15 protein-coding genes are annotated in these 18,433 nt (G+C 68.0%); 10 read left to right on the plus strand and 5 right to left on the minus strand.

From position 1 onward, the window contains the following. Positions 1 to 362: 362 nt before the first annotated feature. Together A3AG_RS33930 and A3AG_RS0106065 are read right to left on the minus strand one after the other, a co-directional pair. Positions 363 to 779: a molybdopterin-dependent oxidoreductase gene (locus A3AG_RS33930; protein WP_145987501.1), complete on the minus strand. Its 417-nt coding sequence runs from the start codon at positions 777 to 779 to the stop codon at positions 363 to 365. 298 nt (positions 780 to 1,077) lie between these two features. After that, positions 1,078 to 2,175: a substrate-binding domain-containing protein gene (locus A3AG_RS0106065; protein ID WP_018004563.1), complete on the minus strand. Its 1,098-nt coding sequence runs from the start codon at positions 2,173 to 2,175 to the stop codon at positions 1,078 to 1,080. Positions 2,176 to 2,314: 139 nt separating this feature from the next. Between A3AG_RS0106065 and A3AG_RS0106070 the strand changes: the two genes are divergently transcribed. Next, on the plus strand, positions 2,315 to 3,136 hold the full coding sequence (locus A3AG_RS0106070; RefSeq protein ID WP_018004564.1) for an ABC transporter substrate-binding protein: 822 nt from the start codon (positions 2,315 to 2,317) through the stop codon (positions 3,134 to 3,136). 276 nt (positions 3,137 to 3,412) lie between these two features. Here A3AG_RS0106070 and A3AG_RS32200 read toward each other — a convergent pair whose 3' ends face one another. Next, positions 3,413 to 3,769: a hypothetical protein gene (locus A3AG_RS32200; protein WP_018004565.1), complete on the minus strand. Its 357-nt coding sequence runs from the start codon at positions 3,767 to 3,769 to the stop codon at positions 3,413 to 3,415. Between the two features lie 982 nt (positions 3,770 to 4,751). On the opposite strand from A3AG_RS32200, the gene A3AG_RS0106085 reads away from it, so the two are divergent. After that, entirely contained in the window at positions 4,752 to 6,455 is a 1,704-nt protein-coding gene (locus A3AG_RS0106085; RefSeq protein WP_018004567.1) for a site-specific integrase, read from the plus strand. Positions 6,456 to 6,550: 95 nt separating this feature from the next. After that, positions 6,551 to 7,516 carry an alpha/beta hydrolase gene (locus A3AG_RS31450; RefSeq protein ID WP_018004568.1) on the plus strand — a complete coding sequence of 322 codons (966 nt, stop codon included), beginning with the start codon at positions 6,551 to 6,553 and terminating at the stop codon, positions 7,514 to 7,516. Here the strand turns inward: A3AG_RS31450 and A3AG_RS0106095 are convergent. Next, a complete protein-coding gene (locus tag A3AG_RS0106095; RefSeq protein ID WP_018004569.1) occupies positions 7,500 to 8,333 on the minus strand; it encodes an IclR family transcriptional regulator in 834 nt (277 codons plus the stop codon). The two genes, A3AG_RS31450 and A3AG_RS0106095, sit on opposite strands and share 17 nt — an antisense overlap. A gap of 180 nt (positions 8,334 to 8,513) precedes the next feature. Between A3AG_RS0106095 and A3AG_RS0106100 the strand changes: the two genes are divergently transcribed. The 3 genes from A3AG_RS0106100 (at position 8,514) to A3AG_RS0106110 (ending at position 12,593) form a co-directional block, all read left to right on the plus strand. Continuing rightward, on the plus strand, positions 8,514 to 9,509 hold the full coding sequence (locus A3AG_RS0106100) for a Bug family tripartite tricarboxylate transporter substrate binding protein (RefSeq protein ID WP_018004570.1): 996 nt from the start codon (positions 8,514 to 8,516) through the stop codon (positions 9,507 to 9,509). Between the two features lie 87 nt (positions 9,510 to 9,596). Then, complete coding sequence (locus A3AG_RS0106105) at positions 9,597 to 11,936, plus strand: cytochrome P450/oxidoreductase (protein ID WP_018004571.1); 2,340 nt, start codon at positions 9,597 to 9,599, stop codon at positions 11,934 to 11,936. Between the two features lie 93 nt (positions 11,937 to 12,029). Further along, entirely contained in the window at positions 12,030 to 12,593 is a 564-nt protein-coding gene (locus A3AG_RS0106110; RefSeq protein WP_018004572.1) for a hypothetical protein, read from the plus strand. Between the two features lie 10 nt (positions 12,594 to 12,603). On the opposite strand, the gene A3AG_RS0106115 is transcribed toward A3AG_RS0106110, so the two are convergent. Next, positions 12,604 to 13,509, minus strand: a complete 906-nt coding sequence (locus A3AG_RS0106115) for a LysR family transcriptional regulator (protein ID WP_018004573.1) — start codon at positions 13,507 to 13,509, stop codon at positions 12,604 to 12,606. Positions 13,510 to 13,705: 196 nt separating this feature from the next. Between A3AG_RS0106115 and A3AG_RS0106120 the strand changes: the two genes are divergently transcribed. From A3AG_RS0106120 to A3AG_RS0106135, 4 genes are read left to right on the plus strand one after another with little or no spacing between them, the layout of a single operon-like run. Next, complete coding sequence (locus A3AG_RS0106120; RefSeq protein ID WP_018004574.1) at positions 13,706 to 15,697, plus strand: FUSC family protein; 1,992 nt, start codon at positions 13,706 to 13,708, stop codon at positions 15,695 to 15,697. 23 nt (positions 15,698 to 15,720) lie between these two features. Further along, on the plus strand, positions 15,721 to 15,939 hold the full coding sequence (locus A3AG_RS0106125) for a DUF1656 domain-containing protein (RefSeq protein WP_018004575.1): 219 nt from the start codon (positions 15,721 to 15,723) through the stop codon (positions 15,937 to 15,939). Beyond that, positions 15,936 to 16,844 carry an efflux RND transporter periplasmic adaptor subunit gene (locus tag A3AG_RS0106130; protein WP_018004576.1) on the plus strand — a complete coding sequence of 303 codons (909 nt, stop codon included), beginning with the start codon at positions 15,936 to 15,938 and terminating at the stop codon, positions 16,842 to 16,844. Before A3AG_RS0106125 ends, A3AG_RS0106130 begins: the two co-directional genes overlap by 4 nt. Further along, on the plus strand, positions 16,841 to 18,304 hold the full coding sequence (locus tag A3AG_RS0106135; RefSeq protein ID WP_018004577.1) for an efflux transporter outer membrane subunit: 1,464 nt from the start codon (positions 16,841 to 16,843) through the stop codon (positions 18,302 to 18,304). Before A3AG_RS0106130 ends, A3AG_RS0106135 begins: the two co-directional genes overlap by 4 nt. The last annotated feature ends 129 nt before the right edge of the window (positions 18,305 to 18,433 follow it).

The following is an 18,433-nucleotide window of genomic DNA, read 5'->3' on the forward strand; positions in this document are numbered from 1 at the left end:
CCGTCGAGATTTACTGTTACGCCGCCCTCAGGGAATTCATTCGCGTATGAAACCACTGCAAACCACACATTCCGATTGACACGGAAAGTCATATCGGATTGTTCGATGTCTGCCCCCGTCTGCAGGGCTGTGAGAGGCCGTGGCGCGTGTGGGCAGGCGTTGAACAATCCTCGAGGGAGGAAACCGCGGGATGCAGCGATGGGGCGTGGTGGGCTATGGCTATGCCGCATAGGCAATTCCCATTCGTTGCCTTTGAACGACCGCTTCCTGCTACACATTTGTCATCCGAGGAGCCGGAGTGGAAGCGCGCGACGAAATGAAATTACCTGAAATCGAACTACGAAGACGCTCGCATACGTTTTCTATGGCGCTGGTGCCGCCGCCCGCACCTCCAAGCTGACCAGATTCGAGACAAAGCGCCCCCCTTTGATGTCATTGGGCACAACCAGCCGAGCAAAGCCGTTTGATGTCAAAGGAGCCCCGTCGGCGCGGTATGCAATCAAGTCGGGCTGGTTGCCGAATTCAGGCGATATCTCGCCGAGTGAGATAACGACCTGATAGCCATCGCTGCCGGTTGCGACCACATATCCGCGCAGGATGTCATTCTTCACAGCGCGATTCACGCTGATATCAGCGGCGTTAATCAGGTTCCACAGGCTAACGCCGGTATAGGTGGTGTTGCCAACAGTCCGAGTAACCGCCGGCATTGCCTGTAACGTAGCAAGATCGAACGAGGCTGGGCGCATGACTGCACCGCTAATCCGAAACTGCTTGCTCACCCCGCCTCCGACGCTCGAGCCTTCGGATCCCGCCCCGTGGAGTGGCGCGGGAGTTGTAGAGTTATGAGCGACACCTAGCGGCTCTTTTAGAGTGCCGCACGCCGCAGCCAAGAATGGCAAGACCACGAGAAAGGACAATCGCCGCAAGGGACGACATGTGTTGTTATCTAGCGGCACTGGGCCTCCTTCATCAAACCGTTCCCTTCAGGCTCGCCGGCAATGGTTGCGAGGCGGCGATCAACGAATTCCGCGCTAATTGCCTTGTGTGCGATGACGCCTTCACGTGAATGCCGATCGCTCAAGGCCGGTCTTTTCCGTCCGCCCCATACCAGGGCAATGCTTCCTCCGGCGTCATGATTCCGTCCGGCTTTGCTGGCAGGTAGCCTGCCAGCGCTCGAAGCCTGCGGGCAAAATCCAGAGTGCCGAGCGTGCTAATCAGAACCTGCATCCATGGGGCACTTTGGTCTCCCTTGCGCAGCGCCAGATAGTAGGCCTCTTGCGTCAACGGCACAAAACTCAAGCCAAGTGCTTCAGCGCTCACTCGAAGCCCAAAGCCAACCTGCGCTCGGCCGGCATGGACGGCCTCCGCCACCTTTTCGTTGGCGAACTCGGTCTCGTCGTAACCAACAATCTGATCGGAATAGATGCCGTGCTTGGCCAAGAGCTGATCGAACAACATGCGCGCATTAGAGCTGCGCTGCCGATTGACGAATCGGGCGCCTGTACGCACCAGATCACGCAATCCGTTGATCTCGCTAGCCATGTGTGGTGCAACGATCAGGCCTTCTTCACGCCATGCGAGGCGCACCAGCCGTACCGTTGCCGGGCGCAGCCACTTTTTCAAGGTAATGTGTGCAACCGAACCGATCCCCTGAACCGGAGACACATAGAAGCCGGCTAAATCCGCTTGACGCTCGTGCAGGCAGATCAGGGCTTCGACGCTGCCACAGAAGACCGATTCGAACTGGTAAGAAGGCGCGGTTTCTTGCAGGGCCAAACACAGTTGCTCCACCGCTGGATCATGACTGCCGGAAAAGCGCACGGCGGTCCGTGGACGTCCTGCTTCCTCCACGTCGCTCATGAACTGGACCATCGCTGCTTGCACGGCAGGCGTGATGGTCTCGCGCAGACGCATTTCCGCCCGAAGCAGGCGTTCGCCGAAGCGCGTCAACGATGCTCCCCGGCCGCGTTCCGCCTCAAGAACTTGGTGACCAACCATCTCCTCCCAAGCTCGCAAAGTCCCCCAAGCGTGTCGGTATGAGACGTCAAGCGTCTGCGCCGCCTGCAGCAGCGAGCCGGTCTCCCGCACTGCCTTGAGCAACTGGAACACCTTACCATTGGCACGTGGGTTGTCGTTCGCACCGAGGACCGGAAACAGCTCAAAATGAAGTGACATATGCAATCCGGTTCATATTTACTTTTGCAAGTGCAGACGGCCACAATGGTTTGCCGTTGTAGCAAACATACTCCCGCATTTTTTCCGATCTGACGACGCGGGGCAATCATGTTCCGCAAAACATAACTGGAGGGTCCACATGGCGTCTTCCTTTCCTCGCCGTATCGCTGCCGGCCTGGCGGCGCTTGGCTTTGCCGCCACCGGCTTTGCTTATGCCGGTGAACTGAAGCTGGCGACTACCACCAGCACCGAAAACTCTGGTTTGCTCAAGGCCCTGCTGCCCAAATTCGAGCGCCAGAGTGGCGTTAGCGTGAAAGTGATAGCGGTGGGGTCGGGCAAAGCCATGAAGATGGGTGAGATGGGCGATGTCGACGTGTTGTTGGTACACGCCCGCAAAATGGAGGACGAGTTCGTTGCCGCTGGCTACGGCGTCAATCGGCGCGACGTGATGTACAACGACTTCATCGTCGTCGGTCCAGCCAACGACCCCGCAAAAATTAAAGGCGAAAAAGACGTAATCAGTGGCTTCAGGAAGCTTGCCACCAGCGGGAGCAAATTCGTCTCGCGCGGTGACAACTCCGGCACTGACGTGATGGAGAAGGATTACTGGAAGCAAGCCGGCGTTGAACCCAAAGGCCAGCCCTGGTATGTCAGCGCTGGACTGGGCATGGGTGAAGTCCTGACCATGGCAGCTCAACTTCCCGGCTACACCTTATCCGACCGGGCTACCTATGGTGCCTATCGTGCCAAGACGGGCCTGGCGATCGTTCTGCAGGGCGACCCGAAGATGTTCAATCCCTATGGCGTGATCGCTGTTAATCCGGCCAAGCATCCTGGCACCAACTATGCCGATGCGACGAAATTTATTGAGTGGCTGACCTCCCCGGAGGGACAGCGGGAAATCGCAGCTTACAAGGTTGAAGGGGAACAGTTGTTCTTTCCCAATTACCGGGGCAAGTGATAGGCCGGCAAAGAACTGAGGAGGGAGAGCGGATTCCGAAGGGCACGTCCTTCCTTCATGCCGCGGATGTCCGGTGAAAGGCGACGAGCGGACATCCAATCCAATACTGACGACTGTCGCGGCTTCGGTCGGCTGGTCATCGAAAGGCTGTGTTCTAATTGCGTCGCCTGACCTTATGCTTGTTTCGTAACCACCGGCGCAACCGCGCGTATCGCGCGCTCGACAGCTACACCGCTACGCCCCCACCTCTACGGGTATTTCGGCTCGTCACCGCGTCTACCCGCCTGTCGGCCGCTCGCTGGCCACGAGATAGGTGCGCAACTCAGCCACGATGCCTTGCTGCGCCTCGTATTTGGCCTGTGACTGCGCCAGGGCCAGCTCAAGATCGCGCACCTGCGTCGACAGGCCGCCAGCTTGTGCCAACGCCGCCGTCAGTTGCTCCTTTAGCGCCCGGGCGTGGCTATCTTTGTCGGCAATCTGCGCCGCCAGCACGCCGTTACGCTGCTCGATCGGCTGCAGCGCTTCGAGCTTTTGCGCTTGGCGCCGACTAAATTCTTGTGCCTCCTGAAGGGCCTGGCGCGTGGGGGACAGTTCGGCCACCAGGCGCGCGCCCTCCTGGGTCAGATGGGTCACCTCCTCCTGCTTGACGACGATGGTCTGCTGCGCCTGGCGTAATTCAGCCTGCAGTTGCTGGAGTTGCCGCTTGTGCCGGCGCTGGTCCTGGTCGCGCTGGTCCTTGACTGCCTGGCGGTAGTGATCGAGGGCTTCGCGCGCGTGCTGGTGTTTTTCCTCGAGTGAGCGCCGGTGGGCTTCGTTCTCGGCCAGGCGCTCCTTGGGGTCGGCGACTTGCTGCTCGGCCGTGTGGCGCGCGATCGCTTCTTGCTGCAGTGTCTCGCGTGCGCGGCTATGCGCGTCTCGCTCCTGCTGCAGGCATTACGCCCACAGCGGCCCAGCGCGGATTGGCCGCTGCGGAGCAGGCCGGGTGAGAGGGGCCATCCCTCCAAACTCACCTACTCCCCAAATGCGCGCATTCTGCTGACAGGGAGCTACCCGTGGTGAAAAAGCCGGGACAGCCCGCCGCCGTTACTTGGCTGTGAACGTGGAGAGCGCTATCAAGAAGGCGGCGATGCCGCGTAACCCAGTCAGGGTCTCTGATCTCGTTGTTCACCTGCAATTCCGGGCCCCCGTCGGCGGGCTGTTCGGAAAGGTTACACAATAGACCTCAAGGCTTGGTATGAGCCATATGGTTGATTTGGGGCTGAGCCTGTCAGGGTTGTTGAATGGAAAAGCCCCGCCAGCGGGTGGTGCCGGCGGGGCGCGAAGTGCTCAGCGCTCCCCCAAAAATGGTGATCACTGGGTTGGGTGCGCCAAATGGCACAAGTAGTCAGATCAGAAGATAGGCATAGCAACGCTGAAATGCTGAAATCCAGCGCACTTTGCTCGTCCTCGAGGCCGTGGATCATCAGGGGGCATCTTGCGCTATCGTCGAGATCCTTCATGCCATAGTCCGACTCACCGCACGGAGTTCTCATTCTTGAGCGACGCCTTGTTGATATTCCTATTACGATAACTCTTCTTATCGTAATAGTATGATGGGTAGACTAAACTGATACCGATGAAAACCCGTCAGACTGCCATCGTCCCGTCCGCCCCTGTCGAGCCGGCGGATTTCCCGGATACCGCCTCGCTGGCCGCGCTGCGCGCGTGGTACGAAGGGCTATCGGCCCGCGACGCGGTGGTGCGCTACCTGGGCGAGCGCAAGAGCAGCGGCCAGTCGGCGCGCGGCATCCTCGGTCACATCCGGCGCCAGCTGGCCGAACTCGCGCGGCGCCGGCAACGGCCGGACCTGGCCGCCTGGTTCGAGCACGGCGCGGCCGAGCGAGTCGGGCGGGCGAAGTCCGTCAGCCAGGCGATCGACACGCTGCGCCGCCTGCCCCCGCCGCCACCGCAAATCGGCGACGATATCGGCCTGTGGCTGCCGCCTCGGGCCGTCGCGGCGTTGTGCGCGCACGGCATCCAGACGCTGGCGGATCTGACGGTGCGCATTCCGCGCCGGCGTCGCTGGTGGGCCGCGGTACCGGGCTTGGGCCCGGCCAGCGCCCGGCGGATCGAGGCCTTTTTTGCCGAGCATCCGCAGCTCACCGAACGCGCTCGCGCGCTGATCGCCGTGGCGGACGGCGGGGTGATCGTGCCCTGGGAGCACCTGCGCCTGCCCCACGAGGTCGATGGCTCCTCGGGCACCTTTCGTGCCCCGCGCCAGACCTGCACCCTCAATGCGGACAATGACTACACGGCGGTGCAGGCCTGGCTGGCGTTGCACGAGTCACCGGCCACACAGCGGGCCTACCGCAAGGAGGCCGAGCGCCTGATCCTGTGGGCCATCGTCGAGCGCGAGCGGCCCCTGTCGTCGCTCACGACCGAAGACGCGATTGCGTACCGCAGCTTCCTGCGCCGGCCGACGCCGCACCGGCGCTGGGTCGGACCGCCTCGGCCGCGTACCTCCGCCGAATGGCGACCGTTCGTGCAAGGCCTGTCGCCACGTTCAACCGCTTATGCCTTGTCGGTGCTCGGGGCCATGTTCCGCTGGCTGATCCAGCAGCGGTACGTGTTGGCCAACCCCTTTGCGGGCATCAAGGTGCGCGGCAGCGCGCGTGCCGCCGCGTTGGATACTTCCCATGCCTTTACGGAGGGGGAATGGTTGCTGGTGCGTACGCTCGCCAACGGACTCGAGTGGTCCTACGGGTGGGAGGCGCCGGCGGCCCAGCGCCTGCGGTTCGTACTCGATTTCGCGTATGCCACCGGCCTGCGCGCCAGCGAACTCGTCAGCGCGACCCTTGGCGGCATTGAAATCGATGGGCATGGCGACCACTGGCTCAGCCTGGTCGGCAAAGGGGCCAAGGCGGGCAAGGTGGCGCTGCCGCCGCTAGCGCGCACGGCGCTCGATCGGTATCTGGTGGAGCGCGGCCTGCCGGTTACGCCGTCACGCTGGGACCCGAATACCCCCTTGATCGGTGGCCTTGGCCAGGATCCGGCCAGCGGCATCACCGGCACGCGACTGTGGGGCATATTGCGGCGGTTCTTCGTGCAAGCGGTGGACTTGATCCAGGCCGACAGCCCGGTTGTCGCCGAGAAGCTGCGGCAGGCCAGTCCGCACTGGATGCGACACACGCATGCGACCCATGCGCTGGCGCGCGGCGCGGAATTGACGACGGTTCGGGACAACCTACGGCATGCGTCGATCTCGACCACCTCGATCTACCTGCACGGCGACGAGGTGAAACGCGCGCGGCAAATCGGGGCGGCGTTCTCCGCTCCGTAGCGAGTCGGTTGATGCGCCGGCCAGCGATTCCGCCTTTATATCGAATTTAGCTGGATTCTTGGTTTCGATATAACTGCGAGGCTTATGATAGCGCTTTGGCCGTATGTTGGCATGACCCCATCCTGGCCACGGTGCAGCGCGATCCGCTCAACCCCCGCACCTTCCCGGACCATGACGTGGATCCGTTCCAGCTCAAGTCCGTGCTGGAACTGCCGGCCGCGCCGCCACAGCCATGGCTGGCGCCGCGCGCGGGGGTGCCAGCCGGCACGGTCACGCCCTACCGCCTCGACAGCCGCATCCTGGGCGAGGCGCGCGACATCTACGTCTACCGCCCGGCCCGCGCCCGGCCCACGGCCACGCTGGTGCTGTTCGACGCCCACGCCTACCTGTCGCTGGTGCCCACGCCGACCCTGCTCGACAACCTGATCGACGCCGGCCTGCTGCCGCCCGTCGCCGCGCTGATCGTGGCCAATCCGAGCGCCGCGGCGCGGGCCGCGCAGCTGCCGCCAAACCCGGCCTTCGCCGACTTCCTCGCCAACGAACTGATGCCCTGGGCTGCCACGCTCGGACTGGACGCGCCGGCCGACCGCACCGTGGTCGCCGGCTCCAGCTACGGCGGGCTGGCGGCGGCGTATGCGGGGCTGCGGCATCCGGAGCGTTTCGGGCTGGTGCTGAGCCAGTCGGGCTCGTTCTGGTGGGGACCCGGCGGCGCGCCCGACCAGCCGCCACGGCAGCCCCAATGGCTGATCCGGGAATACGCCGCCAGCCCGCGGCTGCCGCTGCGCTTCTACCTGGAAGCCGGGCGTTTCGAGGACGGTCGCGGTGCCGTCAACATCCTGACCACCACGCGGCACATGCGCGACGTGCTGGTCGCCAGGGGCTATCCGGTGGTGCATGCCGAGCATGCCAGCGGGCACGACTACCTGCAGTGGCGCGGCACGCTGGCGTGCGGCCTGATCGCGCTGCTGGGCCGGCCGGAACGCGTCGATGCGGAGGTCGCCAACGCCTGCCCGGCGCTGCGCCCGGATGCGTCGGCCCCCGCCCTCACGCCGCGGGGTTGAACCCCAGCGCCGCGCTGACCGCGCGCGCCTCGCGCCGCACGGCGCTGCCGATGGGCCCGTCGATGGCGGGGTCGAAGCCGCCGGTGGCACCGAGCGCGGTCAGCACCGCGCACACACGCCCGGTGTAGTCGCGCACCGGCGCCGCCACCGCGCTGATGCCGGTCAGGTTGGTGTCGCGCACCCAGGCGCAGTCATCGGCCTGCACCGCGCGGCGCAACGCGCCGATGGGGTCGCCGGCATCGAGCTGCGCCAGCCGCGCCGGGCTGGCGGCCGCCAGTTCTTCCCTGGCTTGCGCCTGAACGCCCTTTTCATCGAGCAGGCCCAGGAACACGCGCCCGGTGGCGGACCACAGCAGCGGCATCACCGAGCCCGCGCGCACGTTTACCGTCACCGGCAGGCCCGGTTCCTCGAAGCGCATGATGGTCGGGCCCTTGTTGCCCATCACCGCGACGAAGCAGGTCACCTCCAGGGTCTCGCGCAGGCGCACCAGCGACGCCTCGGCCAGCCGGATCGGGTCGGCCTGGCGCATCGCCGCCATGCCGATCTGCAGCGCTTCGAAGCCGAGGTGGTATTGCTGCGTGCCGGGTTCCTGCGCCACCAGGCCTTCTTCCAGCAGGCTGACCAGATAGCGGTGCACCTTGGCCGGGCTTTCGTCGATATGCGCGGCCAGCGCGGTCAGGCTGGCACGCCCGCCCAGGCGCGCCAGGCCCTTCAATACGGCCATCCCGGTGACGGCCGACTGCACGCGCTGGCGCCGCTCGCGCGGGCGGATGGTGGCGGTCTCGATGGCGGGTGCGGGGGGTTTCGATCGGGGCATGGCGGGACGGAGCTACGCGAAAAATGCGGGTGTTCACGGCGACAGCGGACGATGCCACACCGTGACGGGGTGCCGGTTCAAGGTTAACCCGCATTCAATCGTTACGCAATGCGTATATGATTTACGCAAAGCAGAACACCGGGCCAGGACCCGGTCCATCCCTCAGGAGACAAGCAAACCATGCCCCGCCCCCGCTTTGCCCATGCCGTGCGCCTGGCCATCGGCGCACTCGCCTTGCCGATGCTTGCCGCGAGCGCCGCACACGCCGCCGATCCCTATCCCGCCAAGCCGATCCGCTGGATCGTCCCTTACGCCGCCGGCGGCGGCTCCGATTTCCTGGCCCGCACCATCGGCCAGGGGCTGTCGGCCAAGGTCGGGCAACCGGTGGTGGTGGACAACAAGCCCGGCGGCAACACCGCCATCGGCGCGGCCGAGACCGCGCGCGCCGCTGCCGACGGCTATACCGTGCTGTCGGCCGACAACGGCACGCTGGTGTTCAATCCCGTGCTGTACAAGTCGCTGTCCTACCATCCCGGCAAGGACCTGGCCCCGGTGACGCTGCTGGGCCGTTTCCCGATGATCCTGGTGGTGGGCGCGGCCAGCCCCGCCAAGACGGCCAAGGATTTCATCGCACAGGCCAGGTCCACGCAGGGCGGCATCAACTACGGCTCGGCCGGCGCGGGCAGCCCGCACCACCTGGCGATGGAGCTGCTGAAGGTGGAAGCCGGCCTGCCGATGACGCATGCACCCTACCGCGGCGCCGCGCCGGCGCTGTCGGACGTGGCCGCCGGCCAGGTCGCCGCGATGATGGTCGACTACGCCGCCGGCGCCGGCTTCATCAAGGGCGGCAAGGTGCGCCCGCTGGCCGTGGCCAATGCCACCCGCCTGCCGCAGCTGCCCGACGTGCCGACCTTCGCCGAGCTGGGCTATGCGCGCGTCGAAGCCGCCGCGCTGGTGGGCATGGTGGTGCCGGCCGGCACCCCGCCGGAGGTGATCAACACGCTGAACAAGGACGTGGTCGCGGCGATCCGCGAGCCTGCGGTCAACAAGCGGCTGGTCGACTTTGGCGTCGAGCCGGTGGGCAACACGCCGGCGCAGTTCAGCGAACTGCTGCGCAGCGAGTCCGCGCGCTGGACCAGGCTGATCCGCGACCTGAAGATCACGCTGGATAACTGAGTCCGGCCGCAACACCGGCTGGCCGTCCGGCGCGCCCGGACGGCAGCGCTTTTCGCCAGGCATCGATGCCTGCCAGGAGTTCGTAGCATGACCCTCCCCTCCGCCGGCGCCGCGCGCGGCTGCCCGATCGACCACAACACCCTCACCGCGCCCAACGGCTGCCCGGTCAGCCACAACGCGGCGCAGTTCGACCCCTTCGGCGACGGCTACCAGCAGGACCCGCCCGAATACGTGCGCTGGTCGCGCGAGCAGGAGCCGGTGTTCTACAGCCCGAAGCTCGGCTACTGGGTGGTCACGCGCTACGACGACATCAAGGCGATCTTCCGCGACAACCTGACCTTCAGCCCGTCGATCGCGCTGGAAAAGATCACCCCCACCGGCGACGAGGCCAACGCCGTGCTGGCCAGCTACGGCTATGCCATGAACCGCACCCTGGTCAACGAGGACGAGCCTGCCCACATGCCGCGCCGGCGCGCGCTGATGGCCCCGTTCACGCCCGCCGAACTGGCCCACCACGAGCCGCTGGTGCGGCGCCTGACGCGCGAGTATGTCGACCGCTTTATCGACGATGGCCGCGCCGACCTGGTCGACCAGATGCTGTGGGAGGTGCCGCTGACGGTGGCGCTGCATTTCCTGGGCGTGCCCGAAGAAGACATGGACCTGCTGCGCCAGTACTCCATTGCCCATACCGTCAACACCTGGGGCCGGCCGAAGCCGGAGGAACAGGTCGCGGTGGCGCACGCCGTCGGCAACTTCTGGCAGCTGGCCGGCCGCATCCTCGACAAGATGCGCGAGGACCCGTCCGGCCCCGGCTGGATGCAGTACGGGCTGCGCAAGCAGAAGGAGCTGCCCGAGGTGGTGACCGATTCCTACCTGCATTCGATGATGATGGCCGGCATCGTCGCCGCGCACGAGACCACCGCCAACGCGTCGGCCAACGCCATCAAATTGTTGCTGCAGCATCCCGACGCGTGGCGCGAGCTCTGCGAAGACCCCGCGCTGATCCCCAATGCGGTCGAGGAATGCCTGCGCCATAACGGCTCGGTGGCGGCGTGGCGCCGGCTGGTCACGCGCGACACCGAGGTGGGCGGCATCCGCCTGCCGGCCGGCAGCAAGCTGCTGATCGTGACCTCGTCGGCCAACCATGACGAGCGCCATTTCGCCGATGCCGACCTGTTCGACATCCGCCGTGACAACGCCAGCGAGCAGCTGACCTTCGGTTACGGCTCGCACCAGTGCATGGGCAAGAACCTGGCGCGCATGGAGATGCAGGTGTTCCTGGAAGAGCTGACGCGCCGGCTGCCGCATATGCGGCTGGCCGAGCAGACCTTCACCTATGTGCCCAACACCTCGTTCCGCGGACCCGAACACCTGCTGGTGGAATGGGACCCGGCACAGAACCCCGAGCGCCGCGACCCGGCCCTGCTGGCGGTGCGCCAGCCGGTGCGCATCGGCGAGCCGTCGGCGCACACCATCGCCCGCACGGTGCTGGTCGAGCGCGCCACGCCGGCCGCCGACGGCGTGCTGCGGCTGCGGCTGGTGGCGCCCGACGGCAAGCCGCTGCCGCGCTGGGCGCCCGGCTCGCATATCGACGTGGAATGCGGCGACACCGGGCTGTCGCGCCAGTATTCGCTGTGCGGCGATCCGGACGATGCGGCGGCGCTCGAGATCGCGGTGCTGCGCGATCCTGACAGCCGCGGCGGCTCCGCGTGGGTCCACGGCAGCGTCAGGGCCGGCGACCGCCTGCGCATCCGCGGCCCGCGCAACCATTTCCGCTTCGATGAGCAGTGCGGGCGGGCCATCTTCATCGCCGGCGGCATCGGCGTGACGCCGGTGAGTGCGATGGCGCGGCGCGCCCGCGCGCTCGGCATCGACTACACCTTCCATTACTGCGGACGCTCGCGCCAGGCCATGGCCATGCTCGACGAACTGCAGGCGCTGCATGGCGCGAGGCTGCATGTCCACGCCAGCGACGAAGGCCGGCGCGCTGACTTCGGCAAGCTGCTGGCACAGCCCGACCCGCGCACCCAGATCTATGCCTGCGGGCCGCAGCGCCTGCTGGATGCGCTGGCCGAATGCTGCGCGGCATGGCCGGCCGACGCGCTGCGCGTGGAGCATTTCGTCTCGCGGCTGGGCACCCTGGATGCATCGAAAGAGCAGCCCTTTTCCGTTGAGTTGAAGGACTCCGGCCTGGTGCTGGAAGTGCCTGCGGGGCAGACCCTGCTGGGCGCGCTGCGCGGCGCCAATATCGACGTGCAGAGCGACTGCGAGGAAGGCCTGTGCGGCTCGTGCGAAGTGCGCGTGCTGGCCGGCCAGGTCGACCACCGTGACGTGGTGCTGACGCGCGCCGAGCGCGACGCCAACCACCGCATGATGGCGTGTTGCTCGCGCGCCTGCGGCGGCGGCCGGCTGGTGCTGGAACTGTGAGCGCACGTTGCAACGTAGGACAAAGCCTGACAACGGCCGCAAGGACACAGGGCTAAAGTAGCAGCGCACCCGCCGCCCCCGTCCTTCTGCGTCATGCCCCCTGCCCCCGCCGCCGTCCACGCCTCTCCCACCCCTGCCCGCTGCCGCTGGCGCGGCGCCGCCGTCCGCCTGGGCGTGTCGTGGCTGGCCATGGCACTTGCCGTTCCCGCCACGCAAGCCGCCACCGCAGCCATGCCGCCGCCGCTGTCGGAGCTGGCCACGTTGCTGCTGGGCACGGTGCGCGGCAAGCCCACCGGCATGCGCGGGGTCACGCGCCTGACCACCGGCGACGCCGACCGGCAACTGCGCCTGGCCTGCCAGGAGCTGATGCGCGCGGGCCCGGTCGATCTCGACGACACCACGCGCTTCGACGGCTGCGTGGCACGGCCCGGCAAGATCGTCGACTTCCACCTGAAAGTCTCCGGCATCGATGCCAGCCGTGACGACACCCGTGATTTCATGGCCACGGCCAAGCCGATCCTGGAGCGGGGCATCTGCCGCAACCCGGATGTGCCGGTGCTGGGCAAGCTGGGGATCCGGCTGCGCTATCACTACGCGGCCGGACCGAAGCCGCTGGTGCTGCTCGACATCCCGCCCGACCAGTGCCGCGGCAAGTGAGCCGACGGGCTCAGCCCGCCCGTCCGTTCTCCAGCACCTCTTCGCACACCGCCAGCCACGCCCGCGCCGCGTGCGACAGGTAGCGCCCCGGCGACCAGATATGGGCCATGGTCCAGTCCACCGCGGGTTCGGTCAGGCGCGCCATGGCCAGCGTGTCCTGCGCCTGCAGGCGCTCGGCCAGCGGCTGGGGCAGGAAGGTGGTGCCCAGCCCCGCCGCCGCCATCGACGCCAGGAAGTCCCAGTGGCCGCTGCGTGCCACCACGCGCGGCTCGATGCGGGCTTCGGCAAAGGCCTGGCGCAGCTTGCGCGTCAGCGAGAAATCCTCGGTCAGCATCACCAGCGGCTCGTCGCGCAGCGACGCCAGCGACACGGTGCGCCCGCGCGCCCAGGACGCCTTGCGCGGCCCCACCGCCCAGATCGGATAGCGGCCGAACTGGCGCGTTTCCAGCGCCAGGCCGCTGTCTCCGGGCAGCACGGTGGCTCCCACCTCCAGCTCGCCGCTGGCCACCAGTTGCTCGACCACCTGCCCGCCGTGCTCGTCCAGCGTCAGTGACAGGTTGGGATAGCGCTGCCGGAACGCGCTGACCGCCGGCGAGAAGAACAGGTTGACCATCGGCGGGATGCCGACCGTCAACTGCCCCCGCCCCAGCGACGACAGGTCGGCGACCTCCAGCGTCAGCCGGTGCACCACGCCCAGCGCCTCCTGGCCGCGCTCGTAGACCACGCGGCCGACGTCGGTCAGGCGCACGCTCTTGCCTTCGCGGATCAGCAGCGGCTGTCCGACCTCATCCTCGAGCTGGCGGACCATCTTGCTGATGGTCGACTGGGTCACGAACAGCGAGGAGGCGGCCTGGGTGAAGCTGCGCAGCCGCGCAGTCTCGACGAAATAGCGCAGCGCGCGGATATCGATGGGCATGTTGGCGTGGAGGGCTTGGACGCCGCTCCATGAATAACGCGAATGGAAAGACCAATATTAAATCATGAATGGAATGTGACAGGTGCGGCTACACTTCGCTCCCAACCTGTCGCCCCTGCCCGAACCGCGCCCCCAATGAAGCGCGGAGTGGCAGGCGCTGGCAAGCGCCCCCAACCTTCCTTCAAGACCCCGCTCCATGGCTAGCTGGCCGAATGCACGACAGTGGCTGTTCTCGCTGAAGGCATTCGCCGCCGCGATGCTCGCGCTCTACATCGCGTTGGCACTGGGGCTGGCGCGGCCGTACTGGGCCATGGCGACGGTGTATTTCGTCTCGCACCCGCTCACCGGCGCGACCCGCTCCAAGGCGGCGTATCGCGTCGCCGGCACGGTGCTGGGCGCCACCGCCGCGGTGGCGACGGTGCCGCAACTGGTCAACATGCCGATCGTGCTGATGGGCGCGATCGCGCTGTGGATCAGCGTGCTGGTGTACCTGTCGCTGCTGCAGCGCACGCCGCGCAGCTATGTCTGCCTGCTGGCGGCCTACACGCTGCCGATCGTGGCCTTGCCGGCGGTCAGCCAGCCCGCGCAGATTTTCGACATCGCCGTGGCCCGGATCGAGGAGATCGTGATCGGCATCGTCTGCGCCGGGCTGGTGGGCTCGGTGGTGTTTCCGGCCAAGGTCGCCCCCGCGCTGCGCGCGCGCGCCGATACGTGGCTGGCCGACGCCGCGGCGTGGGCCTCGGACATCCTCCTGGGCAGCGCGCGCGCCGACCACAGCCGGCACCGGCTGGCCGCCGACATCCTGCAGCTGGACCAGCTGATCAGCCAGCTCGCCTATGACACCGAAGGCAGCCATACGCTGCGCCAGGCGCGCGGACTGCGCCGGCGCATGACCATGCTGATGCCGCTGCTGTCGTCGCTGGACAGCGTGCTGCAGGCGCTGCGCTGCCATGCCGGCGGCGTCCCGCCAGAGCTGCGCCAGGCGCTGGCGGCGACGGCCGCGTGGCTCGCCGGCGATGCCGCCGGGCCGGCTGCGGCTGCGCCCGAAGGCTTGGGGATCGCGTCCGTACCAGGCACGAGTGGCTGGCATGATCACCTTGCCGCCACGGCGGCCGACCAGCTGCAGCGCCTGGGCGATCTGTACGGCGAATGCCGCGCCCTGCAGCAAGGCCTCGGCGATCACCGCGCCGGCACGCCGTTGCCACGCGGCGAAGCCGGCACGGAAGCTGCCGGCCATCACCATGACCACGGCATGCTGCTGTTCGGGGCGGTGTCCAGCGGGCTGGCGGTGTTCTGCGCCGGCCTGCTGTGGATCTTCTCGGGCTGGGAGGACGGCGCCGGAGCAGTGGTGGTGGCTTCGATCGCGTGCTGCTTCTTTGCCGCCGTCGACGAGCCGCGGCGCATGGCAGGCGCCTTCGTGCGCTGGAGCGCGATCTGCCTGCTGATTTCGTGCGGCTACCTGTTCCTGGTGGTGCCGCATGCGCACACCTTCGAAGCGCTGGCGGCGCTGCTGGCGCTGCCCTATCTCGGCATCGGCCTGCTGATTGCACGCCCGGGGTTCCAGCTGATCGCGATGCTGCTGTCGGTCAACACCGCCGCGTTCGCCAACGTGCAGGCCGTGTTCGACGCGGACTTCCTTGCCCTCTTCAATGCCTGCCTGGCCAGCGCCGCGGCCATGGTGTACGCACCGCTGTGGTCGGTGGCGGCACGCCCGTTCGGCGCGCGCGCGGCGGCACGGCGGCTGGTGCGCGCCAGTTGGCACGACCTGGCTCGGGCGGCCACGCTGCGCGCCAGCGATGGCGATGCGCGACTGGGCGCCCGCATGCTCGACCGGCTCGGCCAACTGGTGCCACGGCTGGGCGCGGCCGGCGACCCCTTGTCCGCGGACGGCTTCCATGCGCTGCAGGTCGGCTATTGCGCGCTGGCGCTGCGCAAGGCGCTGCCGGACCTGCCGCCGCCGGCGCGCAAGCCGGTGCGGCGCGTGCTGGCCGCGGTGGCGCGGCATTTTCGCGCGCAACTGCGCGCGGGCCAGCGCGTGGCGGTAGCGGCGGACCTGGCCAGCGCCGTGGGCGAGGCCATGGCCGCGGTGGCGGCCAGCGGCCGCGCCGGCCAGCGCGGCACGCTGGGCGCGCTGGTGGTGCTGCAGGTCACGCTGCTGCCGCTTCCGGCCATGATCTCGCCCCGCTGATCCCACCCTCATCGCTGCGCCCCATGCTTAGTGAAATCGACCTCTACGGCGTGTTCGTGCCCGGCGTGCTGGTGCTGGCCGTGCTGGCCTTTGCCGCGGCCACGGCAATCCGCATGGTGCTGTCCGCCCTGGGTTGCTACCGCCATATCTGGCACCGCTCGCTGTTCAACCTTTCCCTCTACGTGATCGTCCTGGGCGCCGTGGCGGCCGTTTTTGCCGCGGTGCCCGGACTGCCCTCATGACCTTCCGACTCCGCTCCCTGCTTCCCGTGCTGCCGACGCTGCTGGCCGCCATTGCCGCGCTGCTGGTGCTGCGCCACCTGTGGGACTACTACACCGCCGCGCCCTGGACCCGCGACGGCCATGTGCGTGCCGACATCGTCCAGGTCGCGCCCGACGTATCGGGGCTGGTCACGCGCGTGCTGGCGCGCGACAACCAGTATGTCCGGGCCGGCGAAGTCCTGTTCGAGATCGATCGCGACCGCTACGCGCTCGCCCTGGAACAGGCGCTGGCGACGCTTGCAACCCAGCGTGCCGCGCTGGCGCAGGCGCGGCGCGAGGCCGTGCGCAACCGCGACCTGGACGGCGTGGTCTCCGCCGAAGTCGCCGAGCAAGGGCGTGCGCGCGTGGAGCAAGGCCAGGCCGCGCTGGCGCAGGCGGAAGCCGCGGTGCGGCTGGCCCGGCTGAACCTGCAACGCACCAGCGTGCGCAGTCCGGTGGCGGGCTACCTCAACGACCGCCTGCCGCGGCTGGGCGACTACGTGTCGACCGGGCGACCGGTGCTATCGATGGTCGATGCCGGCTCTTTCCACGTGGAAGGCTATTTCGAGGAAACCAAGCTGCACCGCATCCACATCGGCAGTCCGGTCGACGTGCATATCATGGGCGAGCCCCGCCACCTGCGCGGCCACGTGCACAGCATCGCCGCCGGCATCGAGGACCGCGACCGCAGCGCGGGTTCCAACCTGCTGCCCAACGTCAACCCGACCTTCAACTGGGTGCGGCTGGCGCAGCGCGTGCCGGTGCGCATCGTGCTGGAAGACGTGCCGGCCGACGTGCGCCTGGTGTCGGGGCGAACCGCCACGGTGGCGGTGCGCGAAGCGGCGGCAGACCAGGACGCCGAGCGCCGCCTGGGGCCGCGATCGTGAGGCCGCGTCGCGCCTGGGTGGCATGCCTGTGCGCATGCCTGAGTGCGTGCACGACGGTGGGACCGGACTATCGCGTGCCCGATCACGCGGCGGTGCGCGGGGCCGCTGCCAATGGGCCGTTGCAAGAAGGGCAGGCACCGGCCGTGGCGATCGCAGCCGTGCCCGACGACTGGTGGCGCCTCTATGACGACGAACGGCTCGACCGGCTCGTGACCAAGGCCCTGGCGGCCAATACCGACCTCCGCGCCGCCAGCGCCAACCTGCGTCGCGCGCTGGCGCTGCTGCACGAAGTGGAAGCCGAAAACCTGCCGCAGGGCAGCGCCGGCGCCGGCGTGTCGCGCGCGCAGCTGTCGGGTGAAAGCTATTTGCAGCAGGCCCAGCCGCCGGTGTTCAACCTGGGCGACCTGGGCCTGGGCGCGTCCTACCTGGTCGATGTCTTCGGCAAGCTGGCGCGCGCCGACGAGGCCGCGCTTGCCGGTGCCCAGGCCAGCGAGGCGACGCTGGACATGGTGCGCGTCACCGTCGCCGCACAGACCGTGCGCGCCTACGTGCAAGGTTGCGCCGCCACGCATGACCTGCACGCCGCCTCGCAGCAGCTGGCGGTGCAGCAGCGCACGCTGGATGCCATCCGCCGCCTGCTCGCCGCGGGCCGCGTCGGGCCCGCCGAGTTGGCGCGCGAAGATGCCCGCAGCGAAGCGCTGCGCGCGGCGCTGCCGCCGCTGCAAGCCGCACGCAGCGCCGCGCGCTATCGGCTGGCGCTGTTGCTGGGCCTGGCGCCGGCGGCGCTGGCGGAGGCCGAGGTGGCTTGCGATGCCGAGCCCGTGCTGCGCGCGCCGTTGCCGGTCGGCGATGGCGCCGCGCTGCTGCGCCGGCGCCCCGATGTCCGCCAGGCCGAACGCGAGCTCGCCGCCGCCACCGCGCGCATCGGCGTGGCCACGGCCGACCTGTATCCGTCGATCCGCATCGGCGCCAGCGCCGGACTGACCGGCGTGCTGAGCCACCTTGGCAGCGGACCCACGGCGCGCTGGAGCGTGGGGCCGCTGCTGAGCTGGACCTGGCCGACCAATGGCGTGCGGCACCGCATACATGGACTGGAAGCCGCCGCGGATGCCGCGCTGGCGCGCTTCGACGGCGTGGTGCTGCGCGCGCTGCAGGAGACCGAGACCGCGCTGTCGGCCTACACGCATGAGCTGGAACGCCACGCGGCCCTGCATGCCGCCAGCGAGCACGCCGCGCTAGCTGCGCGGCAGCAGCGCCGGCTCTGGGAGGCGGGGCGCCTGCCTTATCTCGCGCAGCTCGATGCCGAGCGCGACCTCGCCGCCGCGCAGGCCGCGCTGGCGGCCTCCGCGGGCCGGGTTGCCGCGCGCCAGGTCGACCTGTTCCTGGCCCTCGGCGGCGGATGGCAGAGCGCGCGCAGGCAGGCCGCGGTCCCGCGCAAGGGCGATGAAAAAAACGACTGAATCCTGGACAGTTAAATCATCACAGGAATAGGCCAGGGTGACTACACTTCGTCCCGTGCCGCGCCAGACACCCGGGCGCGGCACCGCCCAAAAGGCGAATCCGGACGGCGCAGGCGGCAAACCCGCCAG

This window comes from Cupriavidus neocaledonicus, assembly GCF_000372525.1.
Classification (GTDB): domain Bacteria; phylum Pseudomonadota; class Gammaproteobacteria; order Burkholderiales; family Burkholderiaceae; genus Cupriavidus; species Cupriavidus neocaledonicus.